Origin of the sequence: Nocardiopsis sp. NPDC050513 (assembly GCF_044457925.1) — a bacterium.
In the GTDB taxonomy this organism is placed as follows: domain Bacteria; phylum Actinomycetota; class Actinomycetes; order Streptosporangiales; family Streptosporangiaceae; genus Nocardiopsis.
On sequence record NZ_JBITHK010000010.1, the window covers coordinates 213,332 to 234,573 of the forward strand.

Genomic DNA, 21,242 nt, shown 5'->3' on the forward strand with positions numbered 1-21,242 from the left:
CGGTGGGCGGGCGCGGTCAGCGGTCTGTTCATGCGGGGCACTCCTCGTCCGTGCCGGGGGCGGAGAACCCGGTCGCCGTGTCGTAGCACAGGCGCGGGGTCGCGTACACCGCGCCCTGCGCGCTGTCCAGGCGCTGCTCGAAGACGAGAGTGCCGCGCTCGGGCGCGCCGGGGAAGAACGCGGTGAACGTCCCGGGGACCGTCTGCGCGGTGGCGTCGGCGCCCGTGGCGCCCGACAGCCGTCCCGGCACCTCCGTGCCCCGGGCTCCGGCGGTGAAGGTCGGCGCGAGGGAGCTCAGCCGCCGGACGGGGCCGTCGACCGCGCGCGGGGCGCGGACGCCGGTCATCAGGACACCGTTCTCCTCGGCCCTGACCTCGCCCAGGGTGATGACGAGCGTCTCCGACACGAAGGTGTCGTCGCCGAGGACGGCCGTGACCAGGCCGGTGTCCTCGGCGACCGCGACCTGCGTGAACGCCTCTGCGTCGGGCGGGACCGCCGCCTCACCCGTGCCGCCCGCCGCGTCGGCCGGATCGGCACCGTCGGCGGTGTCGGCGCCCCCGGGACCGTCGGCGCCGGTCCCCGCCTCCGCGGCGGATCCGGCGTCGAACCCGCCCAGCGCGTACCCGCCCGCGCCGACCGCCGGCACGGCGACCAGGACCGCGGCGGCGACCAGCAGCGTGGGCAGCGGTGACCACGACCGGCGGTGCGCGACGGGTGCCCGGGCCGGTGACCATGCGCGTTCCATCAACCGGGTGGCCAGCATCGTCGGCGGTTCCGCCACGAGGGTGGGTGCGGCCTGTCCCAGCCACCGGCCGCCTACCTCGCGCAGGGCCTGGGCGGCGGTGGGGCGGCGGGCCGGATCCTTGTCCAGGGCGGCTGAGACCACGGGGCGCGCCCAGTCGGGCAGCCCGGACAGGTCCGGCGGTTCGGAGAGGGTCCGGTGCACCACGGTGTCCGCGCCGCCGGTGCCGAACGGCGGCCGTCCCGTCGCCGCGTAGGCCACCAGGCCGCCCCAGGCGAACATGTCGGCGGCCGGGCCCGGGGCCCGGTTCCGCAGGAGCTCGGGGGCGATCCACCCCGGGGTGCCCATGAGTGCGCCGGTGCGGGTGATGGCGGTGCCGTCGGCGGCGCGCGCGATCCCGAAGTCGAGCACCCTCGGCCCGTCCGGGGCGAGGATCACGTTGCCGGGCTTGAGGTCGCGGTGGACGACCCCGGCGGCGTGGACCGCGTGCAGCGCCTCGGCCACGCCCCCGGCGAAGGCCGCCAGGTCGCCGCCGACGAGCGGACCGCCGTCGCGGACCCGCTGGCGGAGGGTGGGACCGGGGACGTACTCGGTGGCGATCCAGGGGCGGGCGGCCCCGGTGTCGGCGTCGAACACGGTGACCGTGCAGGCGCCGCCGACCCGGCGCATCAGGGCGGCCTCGCGGGCGAAGCGGGCGCGGAAGTCGGCGTCGGCCGCGTACTCGGGGTGCACGACCTTGACGGCGACGCACCGGCCGACGGAGTCCGCCGCCGCGTAGACCGCGCCCATGCCGCCCGCGCCGAGCAGCCCGGCCACGCGGTAGGGGCCGATCCGTTCGGGATCGGCGGGGGTGAGCTCCTGGAGCCGGTCGGGGACCGGGCCGTGGGTGAACAGTCGTGCCATGGGTCAGGTCGGGCAGTCCGTGAGCATGCTCTGCTCGGGACGGTAGTCGGCGAGCGCGAACCCCTCGGAGCCCTCGTGGGCGTCGTCGCGCCAGCCCGCGGTGCCGTCGACGTCGTAGCAGTGGCCGGTCAGGTCGTGGACGAGCGCCCCGTTGTAGGCCGAGGGCCGGTAACCGATGCCCCCGCGCCCGGGGGAGCCCGGAACCAGGACGGTGACCTCCTGGACCGGTGCGGCCGGGTCGAGCACCGCCACCTCGGTGAGGGGGCCGCCCCAGTCCACGCCCGTCCCGCCCCGGTGGATCCCCTTGTCGGTGCCGGTGGTCGCCATGTCCTGGGCGTAGAGCACCAGGAAGTCCTCGGCGTACACGGCGTGGCTGCCCAGGGTCGGGTGGTAGGTGAACCGCGCGGTGAACTCGGCCCCCTCCGGGGTGGACGCCACGTCCATCCAGCACACGGTCAGCAGCGGGAAGCCCCCCTCCAGCCCGGGGACGGCCACGACGAGGTCCGCGGTGTCGTGGTCCAGGAGGCCGATGCCCGGCCAGACCTCGGGGTCGGTGACGAGTTCGCCCTCGGGGACGGGCGTCAGCAACGACGCGTACGTCTCAGTGGGCAGCGCGTCGGGGTCGAACGGCCGCCAGGGGGCCGCGGCCTCGTGGGCGGCCGTGCGTGTCCGGTCGTCGGGATCGCAGGGAACGGGCTCCCGCGCGTCGGCGCCGTCGGACCCGGCCCCGGCGGTGTCCCCGGCGGCGACCCGCGGCCCGCCGAACGGGAGTCGGCCCCACGTGGCCTCGCGCAGGGGCGGCGCCGCCGCGGTGAGGGTCCCGGCGACGAGGACGAGGGCCAGCACGGCGGCGGACACCACGAGCGGGGTGCGGGTGCGCCGACGTCGCTGGGCGGGCGGGGGCGTCCACGCCTGGGCGGCGACGGGCGCGGTCTCGGGCAGCGCCCAGCCGGTGTGCAGCAGGCGGGTGAGTTCCAGGGTGTCGTCGGTGGAGGGCGCCCGCTCGGGCCAGGCGGCCAGTGCTCCGTGGAGCGCGGCGGCGGCCGTGGGCCGCGCGGCGGGGTCCTTGTGCAGGGCCGCGCGCGCCAGCGGCAGGAACTCCGGAGGCACCCCCGCCAGGTCGGGCTCCTCGCGGCGTGTGCGGTAGACGAGCATGTCGAGGGGCCCGGCGCCGAAGGGTTCGCGTCCCGAGGAGGCGTAGGCGACGATCGCCCCGAACGCGAACATGTCGGCGGCGGGGGCTGGGGGCGCCCCGTCGTACTGTTCGGGCGCCAGCCAACCGGGGGTGCCGACCACGCCGCCGGTGCGGGTGATGGCGGTCTCCTCCACCGCCCGGGCGATGCCGAAGTCGAGGATGCGCGGCCCGGCGGGCGACAGGATGACGTTGCCGGGTGTGAGGTCGCGGTGGACGACGCCCGCCGCGTGGATGGCGCGCAGGGCCTCGGCGATCCCGGCGGCGACGCCCACCAGGGCGGCGCCGGTGAGCGCCCCGTGGTCGCGCACGTACTGGCGGAGCGTGGGTCCGGGGACGTACTCGCTGGCCAGCCAGGGCCGGGGGCCGGTCGTGTCGGCGTCCAGGACCCCGACCGCGCAGGTGGACCGGACCCGGCCGAGCAGGTCGACCTCGCGCGCGAAGCGGGAGCGGAACTCCGGGTCGGTCGCGTACTGGCGGTGCACGGTCTTGACCGCCACGCGTTCCCCCGCAGGGGTCAGCCCCGCGTACACCGTGCCCATGCCGCCCGCGCCGAGGCGGCCGACCAGGCGGTAGGGGCCGATCCGGTCCGGGTCCCCCTCGGTCAGGGGCGCGACGCCGGACGGATGCGGACCTGGAGGGGGTGGGGACATGGGTGCTCCAGGGGGAGGAACGCGGATTCGTCGCCACATTTGTAGCATCGCGCCGCGCGTGGGCGCGCCGCATCGCGGGGAACGCGGTCGGACGGCGGGCTCCGGCCCGGACCGGGCGGGCGCGTCAGGCCAGGAATCCGCGCAGCAGCGCCTCGCTGCCCTCCAGGTGCTCGTTGACCGCGAGCCGGGCCGCCTCGGGGTCGCGGGCGCGGATCGCGTCGACGATGGCGTGGTGCTGGGCGCCGCTGTGCTCCAGGTTCTTCACGAGCATCGGCATGGCGTCGAGCAGGCCGTTCAGGCGCATCCGGGCGTCGGTCAGCGCGGAGCTGAGCGAGCGCGACCCGGTCAGCTCGGCCAGGGTCAGGTGGAAGACGGTGTCCAGTCGGCGGTAGTCGTCCACGACCGCCCCGTCCACGGCGGCCAGCCGCTCGGTCAGCAGCGCATTCTGGTCGGGGGTGAGTCCGCGCTCGGCCAGCAGCACGGCGGCGCCGACCTCCAGGGCGCGGCGGAGGGTGAACAGGTCGTCCAGGTCGCCGCCCATGTCGGCGAGCACCCGGCGGGCCTCGGCGCGGCTGGGGCGCGGGGGCACGTAGGTGACGAAGGTGCCTCCGGAGCGGCCGCGTCGGGACTCGACGTACCCGGCCTCCTGGAGCGCGCGGATCGCCTCGCGCAGGGTGATGCGGCTGACTCCCAGGCGCGTGGCCAGGTCGCGTTCGGCCGGGAAGCGCTCGCCCCGGGCGACCACGCCCAGCTTGATCGCCGACAGCAGCCGCTCGACCGTCTCCTCGAAGGCGTTGCCCGCCCGGACCGGCCGGAACACGGCGTCGGTCGCCGGTTCGGCGGGGAGCGTGTCGACGGCGTCCCCGGCCCCGGTGTCGGCCATGCCGCTCCTCCCGTTCGCGTGCTGTCCGAATGTTCGATCCCGTGCACCCAGGGTAGGGCCGCCGTGCCGGGAACCCGTCCCGGCACGGCGGCCTTCGCCCCTCCCCCGTGTCAGGCGGCTACTTGAGCTCCGACTCCGCCTCCTCGATCAGCGCGAACTCCTCCTCCGGCGCGTTGGCCACCAGCCGGTGCCGGGAGTAGAACCAGAAGTAGGCGAGGAAGGCGAGCAGGATCGCGGCGGTGATGGCCGCCCCCACCATGTCGACGAAGAAGGTCGCCACCACAGCGCACACCGCCAGGACGAGGGCGATCCCGGTGGTGACGGTGCCGCCCGGGGTCCGGTACGGACGCGGCAGGTCCGGTTCGCGGCGGCGCAGCACGATGTGGGCGACCATCATGAGCACGTACGACACCGCAGCCCCGAACACGGCGATGTTGATGAGCAGGTCCCCGTTGGCGACCGCGGCCGCGAGCACGAAGCCGATCGTGCCAGGGACGATGAGGGCCGCGTAGGGGGTGCGGCGCCTGCCCGTCACCGACAGGAAGCGGGGCAGGTAGCCCGCCCGGGAGAGCGCGAACAGCTGCCGGGAGTAGGCGTAGATGATCGAGAAGAACGACGCGACCAGTCCGGCCAGGCCGACGTAGTTGACGAAGTCCGCGAGGAGGGTGTCGCCGCCGTAGGCCTCCCGCAGCGCCTCCGGCAGGGGGTTGCCGGATTCGGCGAGCACCGCCGACCCCGCGCCGCCGGGGGCCAGGACCAGCATGAGCGCGGCGGTCACCAGGAGCACGGACATCGCGGCGATGATGCCCCGGGGCATGTCGCGCTTGGGCTCGCGGGCCTCCTCGGCGGCGAGCGGGACGCCCTCGACGGCCAGGAAGAACCAGATGCCGAAGACGAACGCGCCGAGGATCCCGGCGTACCCGTAGGGCAGGAACGCGCTGGCCCCGACCGCGTCCGTGGGCGCGATGTCGAAGAGGTTGGCCGCCTCGAACCGAGGCGCCATGCCCACCGCGAACACCACGAGGGCGACCACGGCGACCCCGGTGATGACGAACATCAGCCGCAGCGCCTCGCCCACGCCCCACACGTGCACGCCGACGAACAACAGGTAGCAGACCAGGTAGACCGGCCAGGCGTTGGTGATGCCGAACAGTCCGAGCGCCTCGACGTAGCCGCCGATGAACACCGCGATCGCGGCCGGGGCGATGGCGTACTCGATGAGGATGGCGGTGCCGGTGGCGAACCCGCCGAGGGGCCCCAGGGCGCGCCGGGCGAAACCGTAGCCGGCTCCGGCCGTGGGCAGGGCGGAGGCCAGTTCGGCCAGGCCGAACACCATGCACAGGTACATCGTTCCCATGAGGAGCGTGGCGATGAGGAGCCCGCCCCAGCCGCCCTCGGCCAGGCCGAAGTTCCATCCGGCGAAGTCTCCGGAGATGACGTAGGCGACGCCCAGTCCGGCGAGCAGGACCCAGCCCGCCGCGCCCTTCCTGAGCTGCCGCCTGCGGAGGTAGTCGTCGCTGGCCAGGGAGTAGTCCGCTCCCTGGACGTGGACACGGCCGTCGGCCGGTCCCTGGGAGCTCGTGTGGTCGGCGTCTGCCATGGGCGCTTCCTCTGCTCGGTCAACCAGCCCCACCGGTCGCCCCCGACACAGACCCGGGGGACAAAGGTCTATGGTCGGTCCTTTTGATGAGTCGAGATCATGCGCCGCCGTGTTCGGGCCTGTCAAGGGGGGTACGGCGATTCCGGGCAGATCTGGACGATCACCTTACGTCTTCGGTTTCGCCCAGGTCACAGGCGCATTTCGTGGCTCCTGCCCATTGACACCGCCCGAGGCTCCTGGTTCCATTCAGCTCATTGGTCTGCTCCTGGACCATAGATCCGTTCGGGACGACCGTCCCAGGACCGTGAGCCCGGACGGCGCCCCGCACGCCGCACCGCGACGCGAGCAAGGAGACCCCGTGCCACAGATCCCCCCGGTCGCCTCCGACCCACCGCTGGCCCTCGACGACCTGCGCCGCGACAGCGCCTCCGGCGCCGTGGACACCGTCCTGGTGGCCTTCACCGACATGCAGGGCCGTCTCCAGGGCAAACGGCTCTCCGCTCGCTTCTTCCTGGAGGAGGTGGTCGGGCACGGGACCGAGGGCTGCGGGTACCTGCTCGCCGTGGACGTGGACATGAACACCGTCGACGGGTACGCCATGTCCTCCTGGGACACCGGCTACGGCGACTTCGTCATGGCCCCGGACCTGTCCACCCTGCGGCGCACCCCCTGGGCGGAGGGCGCCGTCATGGTCCAGGCCGACCTGACCTGGCACGACGGCACTCCGGTCGCGCCCTCGCCCCGGCAGGTCCTGAGGCGTCAGACCGAGCGGCTCGCCGAGCGCGGGTGGCGGGCGATGGTCGGGACGGAACTGGAGTTCGTCGTCTACCGCGACAGCTACGAGCAGGCGTGGGACCGGGGCTACCGCGACCTGACCCCGGCCAACCGGTACAACGTCGACTACTCGGTGCTCGGCGGCGCCCGGGTCGAACCGCTGCTGCGCCGGATCCGGAACGAACTGGGCGCGGCGGGGCTGTACGCGGAGTCGGCCAAGGGCGAGTGCAACCTCGGCCAGCACGAGATCGCCTTCCGCTACGACGACGCCGTGCGCACGTGCGACAACCACGCCGTGTACAAGAACGCCGCCAAGGAGATCGCCGCCCAGGAAGGCATGTCGATCACCTTCATGGCCAAGCCCAATCAGCGCGAGGGCAACTCCTGCCACATCCACATCTCCCTGCGCGGGGAGGACGGCGCCCCGGTCATGGCCGAGGGCGAGGGCCTGTCGGCGACCGGGCGGCACTTCCTCGCCGGGCAGATGGCGGCGCTGCGCGAGTTCACGCTGCTGCTGGCGCCCAACATCAATTCCTACAAGCGGTACGTGCCGGGCAGCTTCGCCCCGACCGCGATCGCGTGGGGCCGCGACAACCGCACGTGCGCGCTGCGGCTGGTCGGGCACGGGCCCTCGCTGCGCGTGGAGAACCGGGTTCCGGGCGGGGACGTCAACCCCTACCTGGCCAACGCGGCGCTGATCGCGGCCGGGCTGCACGGGATCGACAAGGGGCTGGAGCCGGGCGAGCCCTTCGAGGGCAACGCCTACGCCTCCGGCCTGCCCACCGTGCCCGCCACGATGCGCGACGCGCTGGCCGCGTGGGAGGACAGCGCGCTGGCCCGCGAGGTGTTCGGCGACGAGGTCGTCGAACACTACGCCAACTACGCCCGTGTGGAGTTGGCCGCCTTCGACGCGGCCGTCACCGACTGGGAGATGTACCGGGGCTTCGAACGGCTGTGACCGCGCGCCCCCGTCCCCGGCCGCACGCCGGACGCACCGACCCCGCGCCCGCACCACCGACCGGGCGCCCGGCACCACGAAGGAGCACGATGCCCGACGCACCGACCGTCCAGCGGGTGGTCGACCCCGCCACCGAGGCGGTGATCGCCGAGGTCCCGCTGGCCGGGGAGAAGGAGGTCGACGCGGCCGTCGAGCGCGCCCGCGCCGCCGCCCCCGTCTGGCGGGCGACGGCCCCGGGCGACCGGGCCCGGCTGCTGCGCGCCGTCGCGGCGGCGATCGACGACCACCGCGAGGAGCTGGCCCTCACGGAGGTCCGCAACGCCGGCCACCCCGTCGAGCAGGCGCGGTGGGAGGCGGGCAACGCGCGGGACGTGTTCGAGTACTTCGCCGCCGCCCCCGAGCGGGCGACCGGACGGCAGATCCCCGTGCCGGGCGGGTGGAGCGTGACCTTCGCCGAGCCGCTGGGCGTGGTCGGGGTGATCGTGCCGTGGAACTTCCCGATGCCGGTGCTGTCGTGGGGCGCCGCCCCCGCCCTGGCCGCCGGGAACACGGTGGTGGTCAAGCCGTCCGAGTTGACGCCGCTCACGGCGCTGCGGATCGCCGAACTCGCCCGGGAGGCCGGGCTCCCCGAGGGCGTGTTCCAGGTGCTGCCCGGCACGGGGCCGGTCGCCGGTGAGCGGCTGGTGCGGCACCCGGGCGTGGACAAGATCGTGTTCACCGGGTCCACGGCCGTGGGCCGCCGCATCATGGCCGCCGCCGCGGACGACTTCACCCGGGTCACGCTGGAGCTGGGCGGCAAGAGCGCCAACGTCGTCTTCGCCGACGCCGACCTGGAGAAGGCGGCGGCCAGCGCACCCGGCGGGGCGTTCGACAACGCGGGCCAGGACTGCTGCGCGCGCTCGCGGGTGCTGGTGCAGCGGTCGGTGTTCGACCGGTTCCTGGAGCTGCTGGAGCCCGCCGTCACCGGGATCGCCGTGGGCGACCCGTCCGACCCGGCGACGGCGATGGGGCCGCTGATCTCGGCGGCCCAGCGGGAGCGGGTCGCCTCCTACGTGCCGGAGGACGCGCCGGTGGCCTTCCGGGGATCGGCGCCGACCGGGCCCGGGTTCTGGTTCCCTCCCACGGTGCTCACCCCGACCGGCCGCGACGACCGCGCGCTGCGCGAGGAGGTGTTCGGTCCGGTGATGTGCGTGGTCCCGTTCGAGGACGAGGCCGAGGCGGTCGCGCTGGCCAACGACTCCGAGTACGGCCTGGCCGGATCCGTCTGGACGCGCGACGTCGGTCGGGCACTGCGCGTGGCGCGCGCGGTGCGGGCCGGGAACCTGTCGGTGAACTCCCACTCGGCGGTGCGGTACTGGACGCCGTTCGGCGGGATGGGGCACTCCGGCATCGGCCGCGAACTGGGCCCGGACGCCCTGGAGGCGTTCACCGAGACCAAGACCGTGTTCGTCTCCGACGACACCTGAGGACACGGCGGCAGGACGCCCGGCGCGATCGCGCCGGGACCAGGCAGGGACATCCACCCGAGGGGGGAACATGCAGCGGTTCGACGGACGCGTGGCCGTGATCACGGGCGCGGGCAGCGGGATCGGCAGGGCCACCGCGCTGCGGCTGGCGGAGGAGGGCGCGCGGATCGTCGCGGTCGACGTGGACGAGGAGGGCGGCGAGCAGGTCGCCAAGGACACCGACGGGCTGTTCGTCCGCGCGGACGTGACCGACGAGGACCAGGTGCGCGAGGCGTTCGCGACCGCGCGCTCCGCCTACGGGAGCGTGGACGTGGCGTTCAACAACGCGGGGATCTCGCCGCCCGACGACGACTCGATCCTCACCACCGGGATCGACGCCTGGCGCCGGGTGCAGGAGGTCAACCTGACCTCGGTGTACCTGTGCTGCAAGTACGCGCTGCCGCACATGCGCGAGCAGGGGCGCGGGTCGATCGTGAACACGGCGTCGTTCGTGGCGACGATGGGCGCGGCCACCTCGCAGATCTCCTACACCGCGAGCAAGGGCGGGGTGCTGGCGCTCAGCCGGGAGCTGGGCGTGCAGTTCGCGCGCGAGGGCATCCGGGTCAACGCCCTGTCTCCCGGACCGGTGAACACGCCGCTGCTCCGGGAGCTGTTCGCCAAGGACCCCGAGCGCGCGCAGCGCCGCCTGGTGCACGTGCCGCTGGGCCGGTTCGCCGAGGTGACCGAGATCGCCGCCGCCGTGGCCTTCCTGGCCAGCGACGACGCCTCGTTCATCACCGCGTCCAACTTCCTGGTGGACGGCGGGATCTCGGGGGCGTACGTCACCCCCCTGTAGGGCATGTAGGGGCCGACCGCACGAGAAAGGGGGGCCGATGCGCCCCGTCATCGGGATCTCCGCCTACGCCGAACGGGCCCGGTGGGGCGAGGCGTGGGACCTGCCCGCCGTCCTGCTTCCGCGGGCCTACGCCGACCAGGTCGCGGACGCGGGCGGCGTGCCGGTGCTGCTGCCGCCCGTGTCCGGGGTGGAGGGGGCCGTGGAGCGGCTCGACGGCCTCCTCCTGGCGGGCGGCGGCGACATCGACCCCGGCCGGTACGGGGCGCCGACCGACGCCCGCACCGCCGGGGTGCGGGGCGCGCGGGACAGCGCCGAGATCGACTTGCTGGAGGCGGCGCTGGCCCGGGGGCTGCCGGTGCTGGGGGTGTGCCGGGGCATGCAGCTGCTCAACGTGGTGCGCGGCGGCACGCTCAACCAGCACCTGCCCGACCTGGTGGGGCACCACGGACACCGGGAGACGACGGGGGTGTTCGGCGCCCACCCGGTGACCGTGGCCGAGTTCTCCCGCACCGCCGACGTCCTGGGGCGCACGGAACTGGAGGTGCCGACCTACCACCACCAGTCGCTGGCCGAGCTGGGCGAGGACGTCACCGCCACGGCGTGGGCGGACGACGGGACGGTGGAGGCGATCGAGTACACCGACCGGTTCAACGTCATCGGGGTGCAGTGGCATCCGGAGATGGGCGAGGACCCGTCGCTGTTCCACTGGCTGGCGGAACGGGCGTCCGACGTCGACCGGGGGTGAGCCCCGTCCGGACCGGGGGCGTCGCGCGGCGCCGGAAGCGTCCTCGGCGGTGGGTACCGTGCCGCCGTGTCCGCACCCGTCCGATGAGGTGCCCGGACCGCGGTCCGGGGTCAGCGGAAGACGACGGTGCCGCGGCCGTTGAGCAGCACACGGTGCTCGCAGTGCCAGCGCACCGCCCGGGACAGTGCGAGCGCCTCGGCGTCGCGGCCCACCGTCGCCAGCGCGCGCGGATCGTGGGAGTGGTCCACCCGCAGCACCTCCTGCTCGATGATCGGACCCTCGTCGAGGTCGGCCGTCACGTAGTGCGCGGTCGCTCCGACGTACTTCACGCCGCGCTCGTAGGCCCGGTGGTAGGGCCTCGCCCCCTTGAAACCGGGCAGGAACGAGTGGTGGATGTTGATCACGCGCCCCTCGAGCTTGGCGCACAGGTCGTCGGAGAGCACCTGCATGTACCGCGCGAGCACCACGAGGTCGGCGTCGTACGCGTCGACGAGCTCCAGCAGGCGCGCCTCGGCGGCGGCCTTGCTCCCGGCGGTCACCGGCACGTGCACGAAGTCCAGGCCAGCGGCCTCGGCCATCGGCCGCAGGTCCCCGTGGTTGGAGACCACCCCGACGATCTCCCCGCCGAGGTTGCCCGCACGCCAGCGGAACAGCAGGTCGTTCAGGCAGTGACCGGCCTTCGACACCATCACCAGGACGCGCGGCCTGCGCTCGTCCCACAGCTGGAACTCCATGGCGAACTCCCCCGCCACCGGGGCGAACTCGCGCCGGAGGTCCCCGACACCGCGGTCCGGGGTCGAGCACGAGAACGACGTCCGCAGGAACAGCTGGTGACGGACGTCGTCATCGAACTGCTGGTGCTCGACGATGTCGCAGTCCCGGTCGACCAGGAACTCGGTCACCGCGTGCACGATGCCCGTCCGTTCCGGGCACCGGAGAGTGAGGGTGAAGTTGCGCGCCACGATGTGCTCCTCAGGTCGGAGGGATCAGGGGATTCTCGGTGCCCGGGCCAAGACGGCGCCGGTCAGCACTCGACGACGTTGAGCGCGAGCCCGCCGCGGGCGGTCTCCTTGTACTTGTCCTTCATGTCGGCGCCGGTCTCCCGCATGGTCGTGATGGCCTTGTCCAGACTCACGTGGTGCGCGCCGTCGCCGCGTACCGACATGCGCGCCGCCGTGATGGCCTTGACGGCCGCGATCGCGTTGCGCTCGATGCACGGAATCTGCACCAGGCCGCCCACCGGGTCGCAGGTGAGACCGAGGTTGTGCTCGATCCCGATCTCCGCGGCGTTCTCCACCTGGGCGGGGGTGCCGCCGAGCACCTCGGCGAGACCGGCGGCGGCCATGGAACAGGCGGAGCCGACCTCGCCCTGGCAGCCGACCTCCGCGCCGGAGATCGAGGCGTTGCGTTTGAACAGCATGCCGACCGCGCCCGCGGCGAGCAGGAACCGCACGATCCCGTCCTCGTCGGCGCCAGGCACGAAACGGTCGTAGTAGTGCAGGACCGCCGGGATGATCCCGGCCGCGCCGTTGGTCGGGGCGGTCACGATCCGCCCGCCCGCCGCGTTCTCCTCGTTGACCGCGAGAGCGAACATCGTGACCCATTCCATGGCCCGCAGCGGATCACCGGAGTCACCCGCGGCCTCCAGGCCCTCCCGCAGCGCCGCGGCGCGCCGCCGCACCCTGAGCCCGCCGGGCAGCACGCCCCGGGTCGTGGAGCCGCGTTCGACGCACTCCCGCATCACGGACCAGATCTCCAGCAGCCCGTCCCGGGTGTCCCGCTCCGGGCGGCGGGTCGCCTCGTTGGCCAGCATCAGCGAGCTGAGGGACAGCCCGGTGCGGGCGGTGTGGGCCAGCAGTTCCCCGGCGGTGGAGAACGGGTACTCCACCGGCGTGGCGTCCTCGGCGAGGACCTTCGCTCCGGCGGCGTCCTCGTCCACGACGAAGCCGCCGCCGACCGAGTAGTACGTCCGGGCCGCGACCACGGCGCCCGACCGGTCGAACGCCTGGAACACCATGCCGTTGCTGTGGAAGTCGAGCCGCCGGTTCCGGTGCAGCACGACGTCGTCGTCGACCGAGAACCCGATCACGCGGCCGCCCGCCAGCTCCAGCTTCCCGGTTACCGCCACGTCGTCCGCCATGGGCTGGGCTGCGACCGGGTCGACCGTGTCGGGGGCGTGGCCCGCGAGCCCGAGCACCACGGCCTTGACGCTGCCGTGCCCGTGGCCGGTCGCACCGAGCGACCCGAACAGTTCCACGCGTACCGACGCCACCCGCGGCAGGAGCCGCTCGTCCCGCAGGGCCTGCGCGAACGTGCCCGCCGCGCGCATCGGACCGACGGTGTGCGAGCTCGACGGCCCGATGCCGACCTTGAACAGGTCGAACACGCTCAGGCTCATGACAGTGCCGCCCGGTATTCGACGCAGGCGTCGCTGAGCCACGCGGCGAGGTACTCGGCGAAGGAGGACCTGACCAGCACGGTGAAGGCGCCGGACCCGGCGTCGGCGACCTGCAGGATGACCCCGGCCCTGGCGAGCAGGGTCTGCACGCAGGTGCCGGTCGGCGCCGCCGACGGGTGCAGGTCGACGGCGCAGCCGTGGGCGAGGACGTCCCGCACGTGCGGCCCCTCCAGGGACACCGCCGTGCGCTGGGCCGAGGTGTCCACGACCGCGCCCCGCGCGGACCCGAGTGCGGCGCGCAGCGCGTCCTCGACCGGCGCCCGCGGGTCCGGCTCCGACCGGGCCACCACGAGGAACTCGTCCGGCCCCAGCCACAGCACCTCCACCCCGCCGAACGGGCCGTCCCCCCGGGTGAACGTGCACGGGTCCGCCGGGAACGCGACGCCCAGCGCCTCACCCATCCCGGCCACGGCGTCCGGGTCCGAGACCCGCACGGTGAGCTGGGTGAGGAACGGCCGCTCCAGCGCCGTCAGCGCGGGCGCGAGGGCGGCGAGACGGTCCGTCCACGCGGCCAGCGGGCTGGTCCGGGAGTCGATGTCAGCCGTCACGACGGGCTCCTTCCTGGTCATAGAGCACGGACCCGGTCACGGTGACCGGCACGAGGTCGTCCCCCACGGGGACGTGGAGCGTCTCGCCGACACGTTCGCGGCCGGAGCGCACCAGCGCGAGCGCGAACGTCCGGTCCAGTGCGGCGCTGCGGTAGCTGGAGGTGACGTGGCCGAGCATCCGCACCGGGGGCTGGGGCAGCTGGTCGGCGTCCACGACCTGCGCGCCCTCCGGCAGCCGGACGTCCGGGTCGACCGGAAGCAGACCGACGAGCTGTTTGCGGTCCAGCCGGTTGTTCTCCGCCCTGGAGAAGGACCGCTTGCCGATGAAGTCGGCCTTCTTCTTCGACACGGCCCAGGACATCCCCAGGTCCTGGGGGGTGACCGTGGCGTCGGTCTCCTGGCCGACGATCGGGTAGCCCTTCTCGGCGCGCAGCACGTGCATGGTCTCGGTGCCGTACGGCGTGATCCCGTACCGCTCGCCCGCGGCCATGAGCGCCTCCCAGACGGCGATGCCGTGCCAGGCGGTCACGTTGATCTCGTAGGCGAGCTCTCCGGAGAAGCTGATCCGGCACACCCGCACGGGGATGCCCGCTCCCACGTCGAGCACGGTGTCCCGCCACGTCATGAACTCGAACGCCTCGTTGCTCACGTCCAGGTCGGGGGCGAGCTCGGCGAGCACGTCCCGGGACCGCGGCCCCACCAGCGGGATCGTGGCCCACTGTTCGGTGACCGAGGCGGCGTACACGTCCAGGTGCGGCCACTCGGTCTGCAGCCACTCCTCCATCCAGTCCAGGACCATCGCGGCGTTGCCGGTCGTCGTGGTCACCAGGAACCGGTCCTCGGCCAGCCGGATGACGGTGCCGTCGTCGATGACCATGCCGTCGACGCCGCACATCACCCCGTAGCGGATCCTGCCGACCCTCAGACCGCTCATCTTGTTCGTGTAGAGCATGTCGAGGAACCGCCCGGCGTCGCTCCCCTGGACGTCGATCTTGCCCAGCGTCGAGCCGTCCATGAGGGCGACGCCCTCGCGTGCCGCGCGGCATTCCCGCAGCACGGCGGTGTCCATGTCCTCACCCGGACGCGGGAAGTACCAGGGCCGCTTCCACTGCCCCACGTCCTCGAACAGCGCGCCGTGCGCGACGTGCCAGGGATGGATCGCGGTCACGCGCGCCGGGTCGTGCAGCTCCCCCCGGTCCCGTCCGGCCAGCGCGGCGAACGACACCGGGGTGTACGGCGGACGGAACGTGGTGGGCCGCTGCTCGGAGAGTTCGACCCCCAGGTCCTCGGCGACCAGCCCCGCGGCGATCATCCCGGAGGTCTTGCCCTGGTCGTGCGCGGTGCCGATGGTCGTGTACCGCTTGACGTGCTCCAGCGAGCGCAGCCCCGCGCCGGTGGCGCGCAGCACGTCGGACACCGTGGCGTCGCGCTGCAGGTCGACGAAGCGGGCGTCGGGAGCGTCCTGCGGGGGCTCTCCCGGAACGCGCCAGAGCACCAGGCCGGGCCCTTCGTCGGTCCGCGCGCCCGACACCGGGAGTTCGACCTCGCCCGCGGCCGTGAACCCCGCCGCCAGCGCTGCCGCGCGCCCGGCGTCGCGCCCCTGGACCAGGCACGCGGTGAGGCCCAGCGCACCCGTCGCCGAACCCGCGACCCGGACCGTCGGCAGCTCCTCGCCGGGAACGAACGCGCCGAGCGCGGGGGCGTAACGGAGCGCGCCGCGCGCCTGGCTGTACAGGTGGACGACGGGGTTCCAGCCACCGGAGACCAGCAGGGAGTCGCAACCGACGGTGTCGGGGCTCCCGTCGGCACCGGGCAGCGGGGCGATGTGGACGTCGGTGACCCTGGCCCCGCCCTCGGTTCCGGTGACGACGTGCCCGGCACGGACCTCGATCCCGCGGGCCGAGCACCGGGCGGCGAGGGAACTGGGCGCGGTGGGCCTGGCGTCGACGACCATCGCGACGTCCACACCGGCCCTGGCGAGGTCGATCGCCGCGCGGTAGGCGCTGTCGTTGGTGGTGAAGACGACCACGCGCGTGCCGGGCAGGACGCCGTAGCGGTGGAGATAGGTGCGCGCCGAACCGGCGAGCATGATCCCGGGCCTGTCGTTGTCCGCGAAGACGATCGGACGCTCGTGGGCGCCGGTGGCGAGCACGGTCTGCCTGGCCCTGATCCGCCAGACGCGCTGGCGCGCCGTGTCGGCGGGCGCGGCGAACCCGAGGTGGTCGGTACGGCGCTGCAGGGCGAGGACGAAGCCGTCCTGGTAGACGCCGAACGCGGTGGTGCGTTCCAGGACCAGCACGCCGGGGGTCCTTCGCAGTTCGGCCGTGACGTCGGCGACCCACTCCGCCGCCAGTCGCTCGTCGAGGTACTCCCTGGTGCCGAGCAGCGCTCCCCCGGTCCGGCTCTGCTCGTCGACCACGACGACCCGGGCCCCGCCGCGGGCCGCGGTGAGCGCCGCCACCAGACCCGCGGGCCCCGCGCCGACGACGAGGACGTCGCAGTGCACGTGCTTGGCGTCGTAGCGGTCCGGGTCGGGTTCGGACGCCAGCCTGCCCTGTCCGGGCAGACCGTGCGCCACGAGTCCGTCGTACAGTTCGACGGAGGTCGCGGTCAGCATCGGCTCCGGGAACGGCCGCTCGATCTGTACCAGCGACGTCGGGTCCTCCGAGCCCGCCGCCACGATGCCGCGCGGTCGCCCGTACCTGATGCTGGTGCCGATCCCGTGCACGCCGTTGGCGAGCAGCGCGGACGCCAGGGTGTCCCCGGGGTGCCCGGTCATCGGCCGGCCGTTGAAGGTGAACCGCAGGGCGGTGTCCCTGTCGATGAGGCCGCCGGTGGGCATTCGGAAGGTCGCGCTCACGAGACCACCTCGTCCCTCTCGCTGAGTTCGGGCACCGGCTCGCCGATGCGGTAGACGGCCAGCAGGTCGTGGGTCCTGGTGTCGCGGACGGCGTTGAACCACCGGCGGCAGCCCGCGCTGTGGCTCCAGCGCTCGGCGAACGGGCCGCTCGGGTTGTCGCGGAAGAACACGTACCGCGCCCACGCCTCGTCGGTCAGCGCCGCGGGGTCCTGCGGGTAGGCCACGTGCGCCTGGCCGCCGTAGTGGAACTCGGTCTCCTCGCGCGGCCCGCACCACGGGCAGGGGATGAGTTGCATGCCTGGCTCCTGACTCTCAGTGCGCGACGGCGGCGGCGCCGTGCTCGTCGACGAGGGCTCCGGTGGTGAACCGTTCGAGGGTGAACGGCTCGTTGAACGCGTGCGGTTTGTCGTGGGCGATGGTGTGCGCGAAGCAGTCGCCGACGCCGGGGGTGGCCTTGAACCCGCCGGTGCCCCAGCCGCAGTTGAGGTAGAGGCCCCCGACCGGGGTGAGGCCGACGATCGGGGAGGCGTCCGGGCTCACGTCGACGATGCCCGCCCAGGTCCGCAGCAGGTGCGCCCTGGCGAAGACCGGGAACAGCTCCAGCGCGGCGGACATCTGCCGTTCGACGATGTGGAACGACCCCCGCTGGCCGTAGCCGTTGTAGCTGTCGATTCCGGCGCCCATCACCAGTTCGCCCTTGTGCGCCTGGGACACGTAGACGTGCACCGCGTTGGACATCACCACGGTGGGGTGCACGGGTTCGAGCAGTTCCGAGACCAGCGCCTGCAACGGGTGCGACGCGAGCGGGAGCCGGATCCCGGCCATCGCCGCGAGGACCGAACTGTGGCCCGCCGCGCACAGCCCGACGCGGCCCGCGGCGATGCGGCCGCGGGTGGTCTCCACCGCGGTGACCCGGCCGCGGACCGTCTCGATCCCGGTGACCTCGCAGTTCTGGATGAGGTCGACGCCCATCTCGTGCGCGGCCCGCGCGTAGCCCCAGGCCACGTAGTCGTGCTTGGCGATCCCGGCGCGCGGCTGGTAGGTCGCCCCCATCACGGGGTAGCGCACGTCCTCCGAGATGTTGACGATCGGGCAGACCTCCTTGACGCCCCGCGGGTCGAGCCACTCGGCGTCGATGCCGTTGAGCCGGTTGGCGTTGACCCGCCGCACGCTGTCGCGCACGTCCTGGAGGCTGTGCGCGAGGTTGAGCACCCCGCGCTGGTCGAACAGGATCGGGTAGCCGAGGTCCTCCTCCAGGCCCTCCCAGAGCTTCAGGGAGTGCTCGTAGATGCCCGAGCTCTCGTCCCAGAGGTAGTTGGAGCGGATGATCGTGGTGTTGCGGGCCATGTTGCCGCCCGCCAGCCATCCCTTCTCCAGCACCGCCACGTTCGTGATGCCGTGCACCTTGGCGAGGTAGTACGCGGTGGCCAGGCCGTGGCCGCCGCCGCCGACGATCACGACGTCGTAGAAGGCCCTCGGGCCCAGGTCGTCCCAGAGGAAGTCGGGGTGGTCGGGCAGGTGCGCGCCGGGCGGCTGGGCAGGGGACGCGGAGTCGGTCATCGCGATGCCTCCAGCGGAAACTGATCAACTACTGATATATTAGTCTTCGTAGTACCGTAGGTCACATGGGAACTCAGGTCAAGCACCAATCCTCGGGAGCGTCACTGGCCGAGCGTGCCTACGCCGCGATCCGCGACCGCCTGGTGATGCTGGAGATCAAGCCGGGCGACCCGATCGTCGAGGACCGGCTCAGCGCCGAACTCGACATGGGGCGCACTCCGATCCGCGAGGCGCTGAAACGCCTCGAAAGGGACCGCATGGTCGTCGCCTACCCGCGCCGCGGCACCTTCGCGACCGATGTGCACATCTCCGATCTGGCGCACATCTCGGAGGTACGGCGCACCCTGGAGCCGCTCGCCGCCTCGACGGCGGCGGAGCGCGCGACGCCCGCCGACCGCGCCGAGCTCACCGAGCTGCGGTCGCGGATCGGGGGTGACCACGGGCAGGACAACGCCGAACTGCTCCGAACCGACGTGGCCGTGCACCGGGCGATCTACCGGTGCGCGTACAACCCCTTCCTCGAGGACACGTTGATCACCTACGACAACCTGGCCACCAGGATCTGGTGCGTGTTCATCCCCAGGATGTCCGGTGTGGCCGGCCACGTCGACCAGCACGTCCCCTTGTTGACAGCCGTCATCGACGGCGACGCCGACCGGGCCGGTAAGCTCGCGCTCAAGCACGTCACCGGTTTCGAGGAGGCCATCCGCGCCCTGATCTGAACCGGGGCGCGGACGGCCGCTACCCGGCATGGGGCTCCAACCGCACCACGACCGCCTTCGACACCGGCGTGTTGGACCTGTCCGCCACCGCGCCCAGCGGCACCAGCGGGTTCGCCTCCGGATAGTAGGCGGCGGCGCACCCGACGGCCGTCGGATAGGACACGATCCGGAACCGGCGGGCGCGGCGCTCCTCCACGCCGCCGCGCGGATCGGGCCACTCCGAGACCAGGTCGACCAGGTCCCCGTCGGCGAAGCCGAGCGCGGCGATGTCGGCGTCGTTGACCAGCACCACGCGGCGCGCGTCCTCGATGCCCCGGTAGCGGTCGGACAGACCGTAGATCGTGGTGTTGTACTGGTCGTGGCTGCGCAGCGTCTGCAGGAGCAGTCTGCCCTCGGGGACCTCGATCGGTTCGGGGACGTTCACCGTGAAGTTCGCCCGCCCGGTCTCCGTCGGGAAGGTGCGGGAGTCGCGCGGTGGGTGCGGCATGACGAACCCGTCCGGCTCCCGCACCCGCCGGTTGTAGTCCTCGCAGCCCGGCACCACCCGCGCGATGCGGTCGCGGACGACGTCGTAGTCGCGCTCGAACGCCTCCCACCGCACCGGATGGTCCGCGCCGAGCAGCCTGCGGGCGAGACGGCTGACGATCGCCACCTCGGACAGCAGGTGCTCGCCCGCGGGACGGAGCCTGCCCCGGGAGGCGTGCACCACCGACATCGAGTCCTCGACGGTGACGAACTGCTCCCCCGACTCCTGGACGTCCCGTTCGGTGCGCCCCAGAGTGGGCAGGATCAGCGCGGTCTCCCCTGGAACGAGGTGCGAGCGGTTGAGCTTCGTCGAGACGTGCACCGTCAGCGCACAGCCGCGCAGCGCCCGCTCGGTGGCCTCGGTGTCCGGTGTGGCGGCGGCGAAGTTCCCGCCCATGGCGATCAGCGCCCTGATCCTCCCGTCGTGCATGCCGTGCAGCACCTCGACGGTGTCCATGCCGTGCCCGCGCGGCACCGTGACCCCGAACTCGCGTTCCAGCGCGCCCAGGAACGACTCGGGCATCTTCTCGTAGATCCCCATGGTCCGGTCACCCTGGACGTTGGAGTGCCCGCGCACCGGGCACAGCCCGGCCCCGGGTTTGCCGATCATCCCCCGCAGCAGCATCAGGTTGACGACCTCCCGAATGGTCGCCACGCCCTGCTTCTGCTGGGTCAGACCCATCGCCCAGCAGACCACGGTGCGCTCGGAGTCGACGAGCATGCGCGCGATCCGTTCGATCTGCCGCCGGTCGAGCCCGGTCGCGCGTTCGGTCGCCGTCCAGTCGATGTGCCTGGCCTGGTCGAGGAACTCCGCGAAGCCGTGGGTGTGCGACGCGACGAACGCGCGGTCCAGCACCGTGCCCGGCGCCGCGTCGTCGGCCTGCACCAGCAGTCCGGTCAGGGCGCGGAGCAGCGCGAGATCGCCGCCGATGCGGATCTGCGCGAACTCGTCCGCCAGCACGGTGCCCCGACCCACGATCCCGCTCAGCTTCTGCGGATTCCTGAACCGGTGCAGCCCGGCCTCCGGCAGCGGGTTGACCGCCACGATCCGGCCGCCCCGCCGCTTCACCTTCTCCAGCGACCCCAGCATGCGCGGGTGGTTGGTGCCCGGGTTCTGGCCGAGCACCAGCACCAGGTCCGCGTGTTCCAGGTCGGCCAACGAGACGGAGCCGGTACCGATCCCGATCGTGTCCTTCAGCGCCACCCCCGACGACTCGTGGCACATGTTCGAGCAGTCGGGCAGGTTGTTGGTGCCGAAGCACCGCACCATCAGCTGGTACGCGAACGCCGCCTCGTTGCTGGTCCGACCCGAGGTGTAGAACGCCGCCTCGTCCGGGGACCCGAGGGAGGCCAGGTTCTCGGCGATCACGTCGAACGCCGCCTCCCAGCCGATCGGCCGGTAGTGGCCGTCGCCGCGGCGCAGGATCATCGGCTGCGTCAGCCTGCCCTGTCGGCCGAGCCAGTAGTCCGTGCGATCGGCGAGCTCGCCGATCGAGTGGCGGGCGAAGAAGTCGGGACCGATCCGGCGGGTCGTGGCCTCCTCCGCGACCGCCTTCGCCCCGTTCTCGCAGAACTCCGCGGGCTTGCGCCGGTCGCCGTCCTCCGCGCGCGGGTCCGGCCACGCGCAGCCGGGGCAGTCGAACCCCGCCCTCTGGTTGATCAGCGGCAGCGTCCGCACGGTCCGGCCGACGCCCATCTGCTCCCGGCTGCGCTGGAGTGAGACGAGGACTCCGGTGAGCCCGGCCGCGGCGTGGCCGGGCTCACCGACGCGCAGCGCGTCCTCGTCGACGTCCTTCTCAGAAGCGCGCTTCTCCATGT

At 73.2% G+C, this 21,242-nt stretch carries 16 protein-coding genes; 5 read left to right on the forward strand and 11 right to left on the reverse strand.

The genetic code is table 11. The features are described 5' to 3' along the window. Nucleotides 1-28: 28 nt before the first annotated feature. From ACIBFB_RS19475 to eat, 4 genes are all read right to left on the reverse strand, one after another. The gene (locus ACIBFB_RS19475) at nt 29-1,645 is read right to left on the reverse strand and encodes a serine/threonine-protein kinase (protein WP_397231997.1); all 1,617 of its coding nucleotides are present in this window, start codon (nt 1,643-1,645) and stop codon (nt 29-31) included. Nucleotides 1,646-1,648: 3 nt separating this feature from the next. Beyond that, entirely contained in the window at nt 1,649-3,490 is a 1,842-nt protein-coding gene (locus tag ACIBFB_RS19480; RefSeq protein ID WP_397231999.1) for a protein kinase, read from the reverse strand. 124 nt (nt 3,491-3,614) lie between these two features. Further along, the gene (locus ACIBFB_RS19485) at nt 3,615-4,373 is read right to left on the reverse strand and encodes a FadR/GntR family transcriptional regulator (RefSeq protein WP_397232001.1); all 759 of its coding nucleotides are present in this window, start codon (nt 4,371-4,373) and stop codon (nt 3,615-3,617) included. A gap of 118 nt (nt 4,374-4,491) precedes the next feature. After that, nucleotides 4,492-5,973, reverse strand: coding sequence for an ethanolamine permease (eat, locus tag ACIBFB_RS19490; RefSeq protein ID WP_397232003.1), 1,482 nt, complete (start codon nt 5,971-5,973; stop codon nt 4,492-4,494). A gap of 358 nt (nt 5,974-6,331) precedes the next feature. Here eat and ACIBFB_RS19495 point away from each other — a divergent pair, with 358 nt between their 5' ends. The 4 genes from ACIBFB_RS19495 (at nt 6,332) to ACIBFB_RS19510 (ending at nt 10,751) form a co-directional block, all read left to right on the forward strand. Beyond that, nucleotides 6,332-7,705 carry a glutamine synthetase family protein gene (locus ACIBFB_RS19495; protein WP_397232005.1) on the forward strand — a complete coding sequence of 458 codons (1,374 nt, stop codon included), beginning with the start codon at nt 6,332-6,334 and terminating at the stop codon, nt 7,703-7,705. 89 nt (nt 7,706-7,794) lie between these two features. Continuing rightward, nucleotides 7,795-9,171 (forward strand): aldehyde dehydrogenase family protein, encoded by a 1,377-nt coding sequence (locus tag ACIBFB_RS19500; protein ID WP_397232007.1) that lies wholly within the window; start codon nt 7,795-7,797, stop codon nt 9,169-9,171. 70 nt (nt 9,172-9,241) lie between these two features. Continuing rightward, nucleotides 9,242-10,006, forward strand: coding sequence for a 3-oxoacyl-ACP reductase (locus ACIBFB_RS19505; protein WP_397232009.1), 765 nt, complete (start codon nt 9,242-9,244; stop codon nt 10,004-10,006). A 37-nt stretch (nt 10,007-10,043) separates the two neighbouring features. After that, nucleotides 10,044-10,751, forward strand: coding sequence for a gamma-glutamyl-gamma-aminobutyrate hydrolase family protein (locus ACIBFB_RS19510; RefSeq protein WP_397232011.1), 708 nt, complete (start codon nt 10,044-10,046; stop codon nt 10,749-10,751). Nucleotides 10,752-10,861: 110 nt separating this feature from the next. Here ACIBFB_RS19510 and purU read toward each other — a convergent pair whose 3' ends face one another. From purU to ACIBFB_RS19540, 6 genes are all read right to left on the reverse strand, one after another. Further along, on the reverse strand, nt 10,862-11,713 hold the full coding sequence (gene purU, locus ACIBFB_RS19515; protein WP_397232013.1) for a formyltetrahydrofolate deformylase: 852 nt from the start codon (nt 11,711-11,713) through the stop codon (nt 10,862-10,864). A gap of 62 nt (nt 11,714-11,775) precedes the next feature. Beyond that, nucleotides 11,776-13,149 carry an L-serine ammonia-lyase gene (locus ACIBFB_RS19520; protein ID WP_397232015.1) on the reverse strand — a complete coding sequence of 458 codons (1,374 nt, stop codon included), beginning with the start codon at nt 13,147-13,149 and terminating at the stop codon, nt 11,776-11,778. Then, nucleotides 13,146-13,757 (reverse strand): sarcosine oxidase subunit gamma, encoded by a 612-nt coding sequence (locus tag ACIBFB_RS19525; protein WP_397232017.1) that lies wholly within the window; start codon nt 13,755-13,757, stop codon nt 13,146-13,148. The genes ACIBFB_RS19520 and ACIBFB_RS19525 overlap by 4 nt, the downstream gene beginning before the upstream one ends. Beyond that, complete coding sequence (locus ACIBFB_RS19530; RefSeq protein WP_397232018.1) at nt 13,747-16,617, reverse strand: 2Fe-2S iron-sulfur cluster-binding protein; 2,871 nt, start codon at nt 16,615-16,617, stop codon at nt 13,747-13,749. The genes ACIBFB_RS19525 and ACIBFB_RS19530 overlap by 11 nt, the downstream gene beginning before the upstream one ends. Next, nucleotides 16,614-16,913, reverse strand: coding sequence for a sarcosine oxidase subunit delta (locus ACIBFB_RS19535; protein WP_397232020.1), 300 nt, complete (start codon nt 16,911-16,913; stop codon nt 16,614-16,616). Before ACIBFB_RS19535 ends, ACIBFB_RS19530 begins: the two co-directional genes overlap by 4 nt. Nucleotides 16,914-16,929: 16 nt before the next feature. Continuing rightward, nucleotides 16,930-18,177 carry a sarcosine oxidase subunit beta family protein gene (locus tag ACIBFB_RS19540; RefSeq protein WP_397232022.1) on the reverse strand — a complete coding sequence of 416 codons (1,248 nt, stop codon included), beginning with the start codon at nt 18,175-18,177 and terminating at the stop codon, nt 16,930-16,932. 65 nt (nt 18,178-18,242) lie between these two features. Here ACIBFB_RS19540 and ACIBFB_RS19545 point away from each other — a divergent pair, with 65 nt between their 5' ends. Continuing rightward, nucleotides 18,243-18,899, forward strand: coding sequence for a GntR family transcriptional regulator (locus tag ACIBFB_RS19545; RefSeq protein WP_397232024.1), 657 nt, complete (start codon nt 18,243-18,245; stop codon nt 18,897-18,899). A 19-nt stretch (nt 18,900-18,918) separates the two neighbouring features. On the opposite strand, the gene ACIBFB_RS19550 is transcribed toward ACIBFB_RS19545, so the two are convergent. Next, entirely contained in the window at nt 18,919-21,240 is a 2,322-nt protein-coding gene (locus ACIBFB_RS19550; protein WP_397232026.1) for an FdhF/YdeP family oxidoreductase, read from the reverse strand. Nucleotides 21,241-21,242: the final 2 nt, after the last annotated feature.

Excerpts from the sequence above, each read along its gene's own strand:
- ACIBFB_RS19475 (WP_397231997.1), bottom strand. The coding sequence starts at position 1,645 with ATGGCACGACTGTTCACCCACGGCCCGGTCCCCGACCGGCTCCAGGAG.
- ACIBFB_RS19480 (WP_397231999.1), bottom strand. The coding sequence starts at position 3,490 with ATGTCCCCACCCCCTCCAGGTCCGCATCCGTCCGGCGTCGCGCCCCTG.
- ACIBFB_RS19485 (WP_397232001.1), bottom strand. The coding sequence starts at position 4,373 with ATGGCCGACACCGGGGCCGGGGACGCCGTCGACACGCTCCCCGCCGAA.
- eat (WP_397232003.1), bottom strand. The coding sequence starts at position 5,973 with ATGGCAGACGCCGACCACACGAGCTCCCAGGGACCGGCCGACGGCCGT.
- ACIBFB_RS19500 (WP_397232007.1), top strand. The coding sequence starts at position 7,795 with ATGCCCGACGCACCGACCGTCCAGCGGGTGGTCGACCCCGCCACCGAG.
- ACIBFB_RS19505 (WP_397232009.1), top strand. The coding sequence starts at position 9,242 with ATGCAGCGGTTCGACGGACGCGTGGCCGTGATCACGGGCGCGGGCAGC.
- ACIBFB_RS19510 (WP_397232011.1), top strand. The coding sequence starts at position 10,044 with ATGCGCCCCGTCATCGGGATCTCCGCCTACGCCGAACGGGCCCGGTGG.
- ACIBFB_RS19520 (WP_397232015.1), bottom strand. The coding sequence starts at position 13,149 with ATGAGCCTGAGCGTGTTCGACCTGTTCAAGGTCGGCATCGGGCCGTCG.
- ACIBFB_RS19535 (WP_397232020.1), bottom strand. The coding sequence starts at position 16,913 with ATGCAACTCATCCCCTGCCCGTGGTGCGGGCCGCGCGAGGAGACCGAG.
- ACIBFB_RS19540 (WP_397232022.1), bottom strand. The coding sequence starts at position 18,177 with ATGACCGACTCCGCGTCCCCTGCCCAGCCGCCCGGCGCGCACCTGCCC.
- ACIBFB_RS19545 (WP_397232024.1), top strand. The coding sequence starts at position 18,243 with ATGGGAACTCAGGTCAAGCACCAATCCTCGGGAGCGTCACTGGCCGAG.
- ACIBFB_RS19550 (WP_397232026.1), bottom strand. The coding sequence starts at position 21,240 with ATGGAGAAGCGCGCTTCTGAGAAGGACGTCGACGAGGACGCGCTGCGC.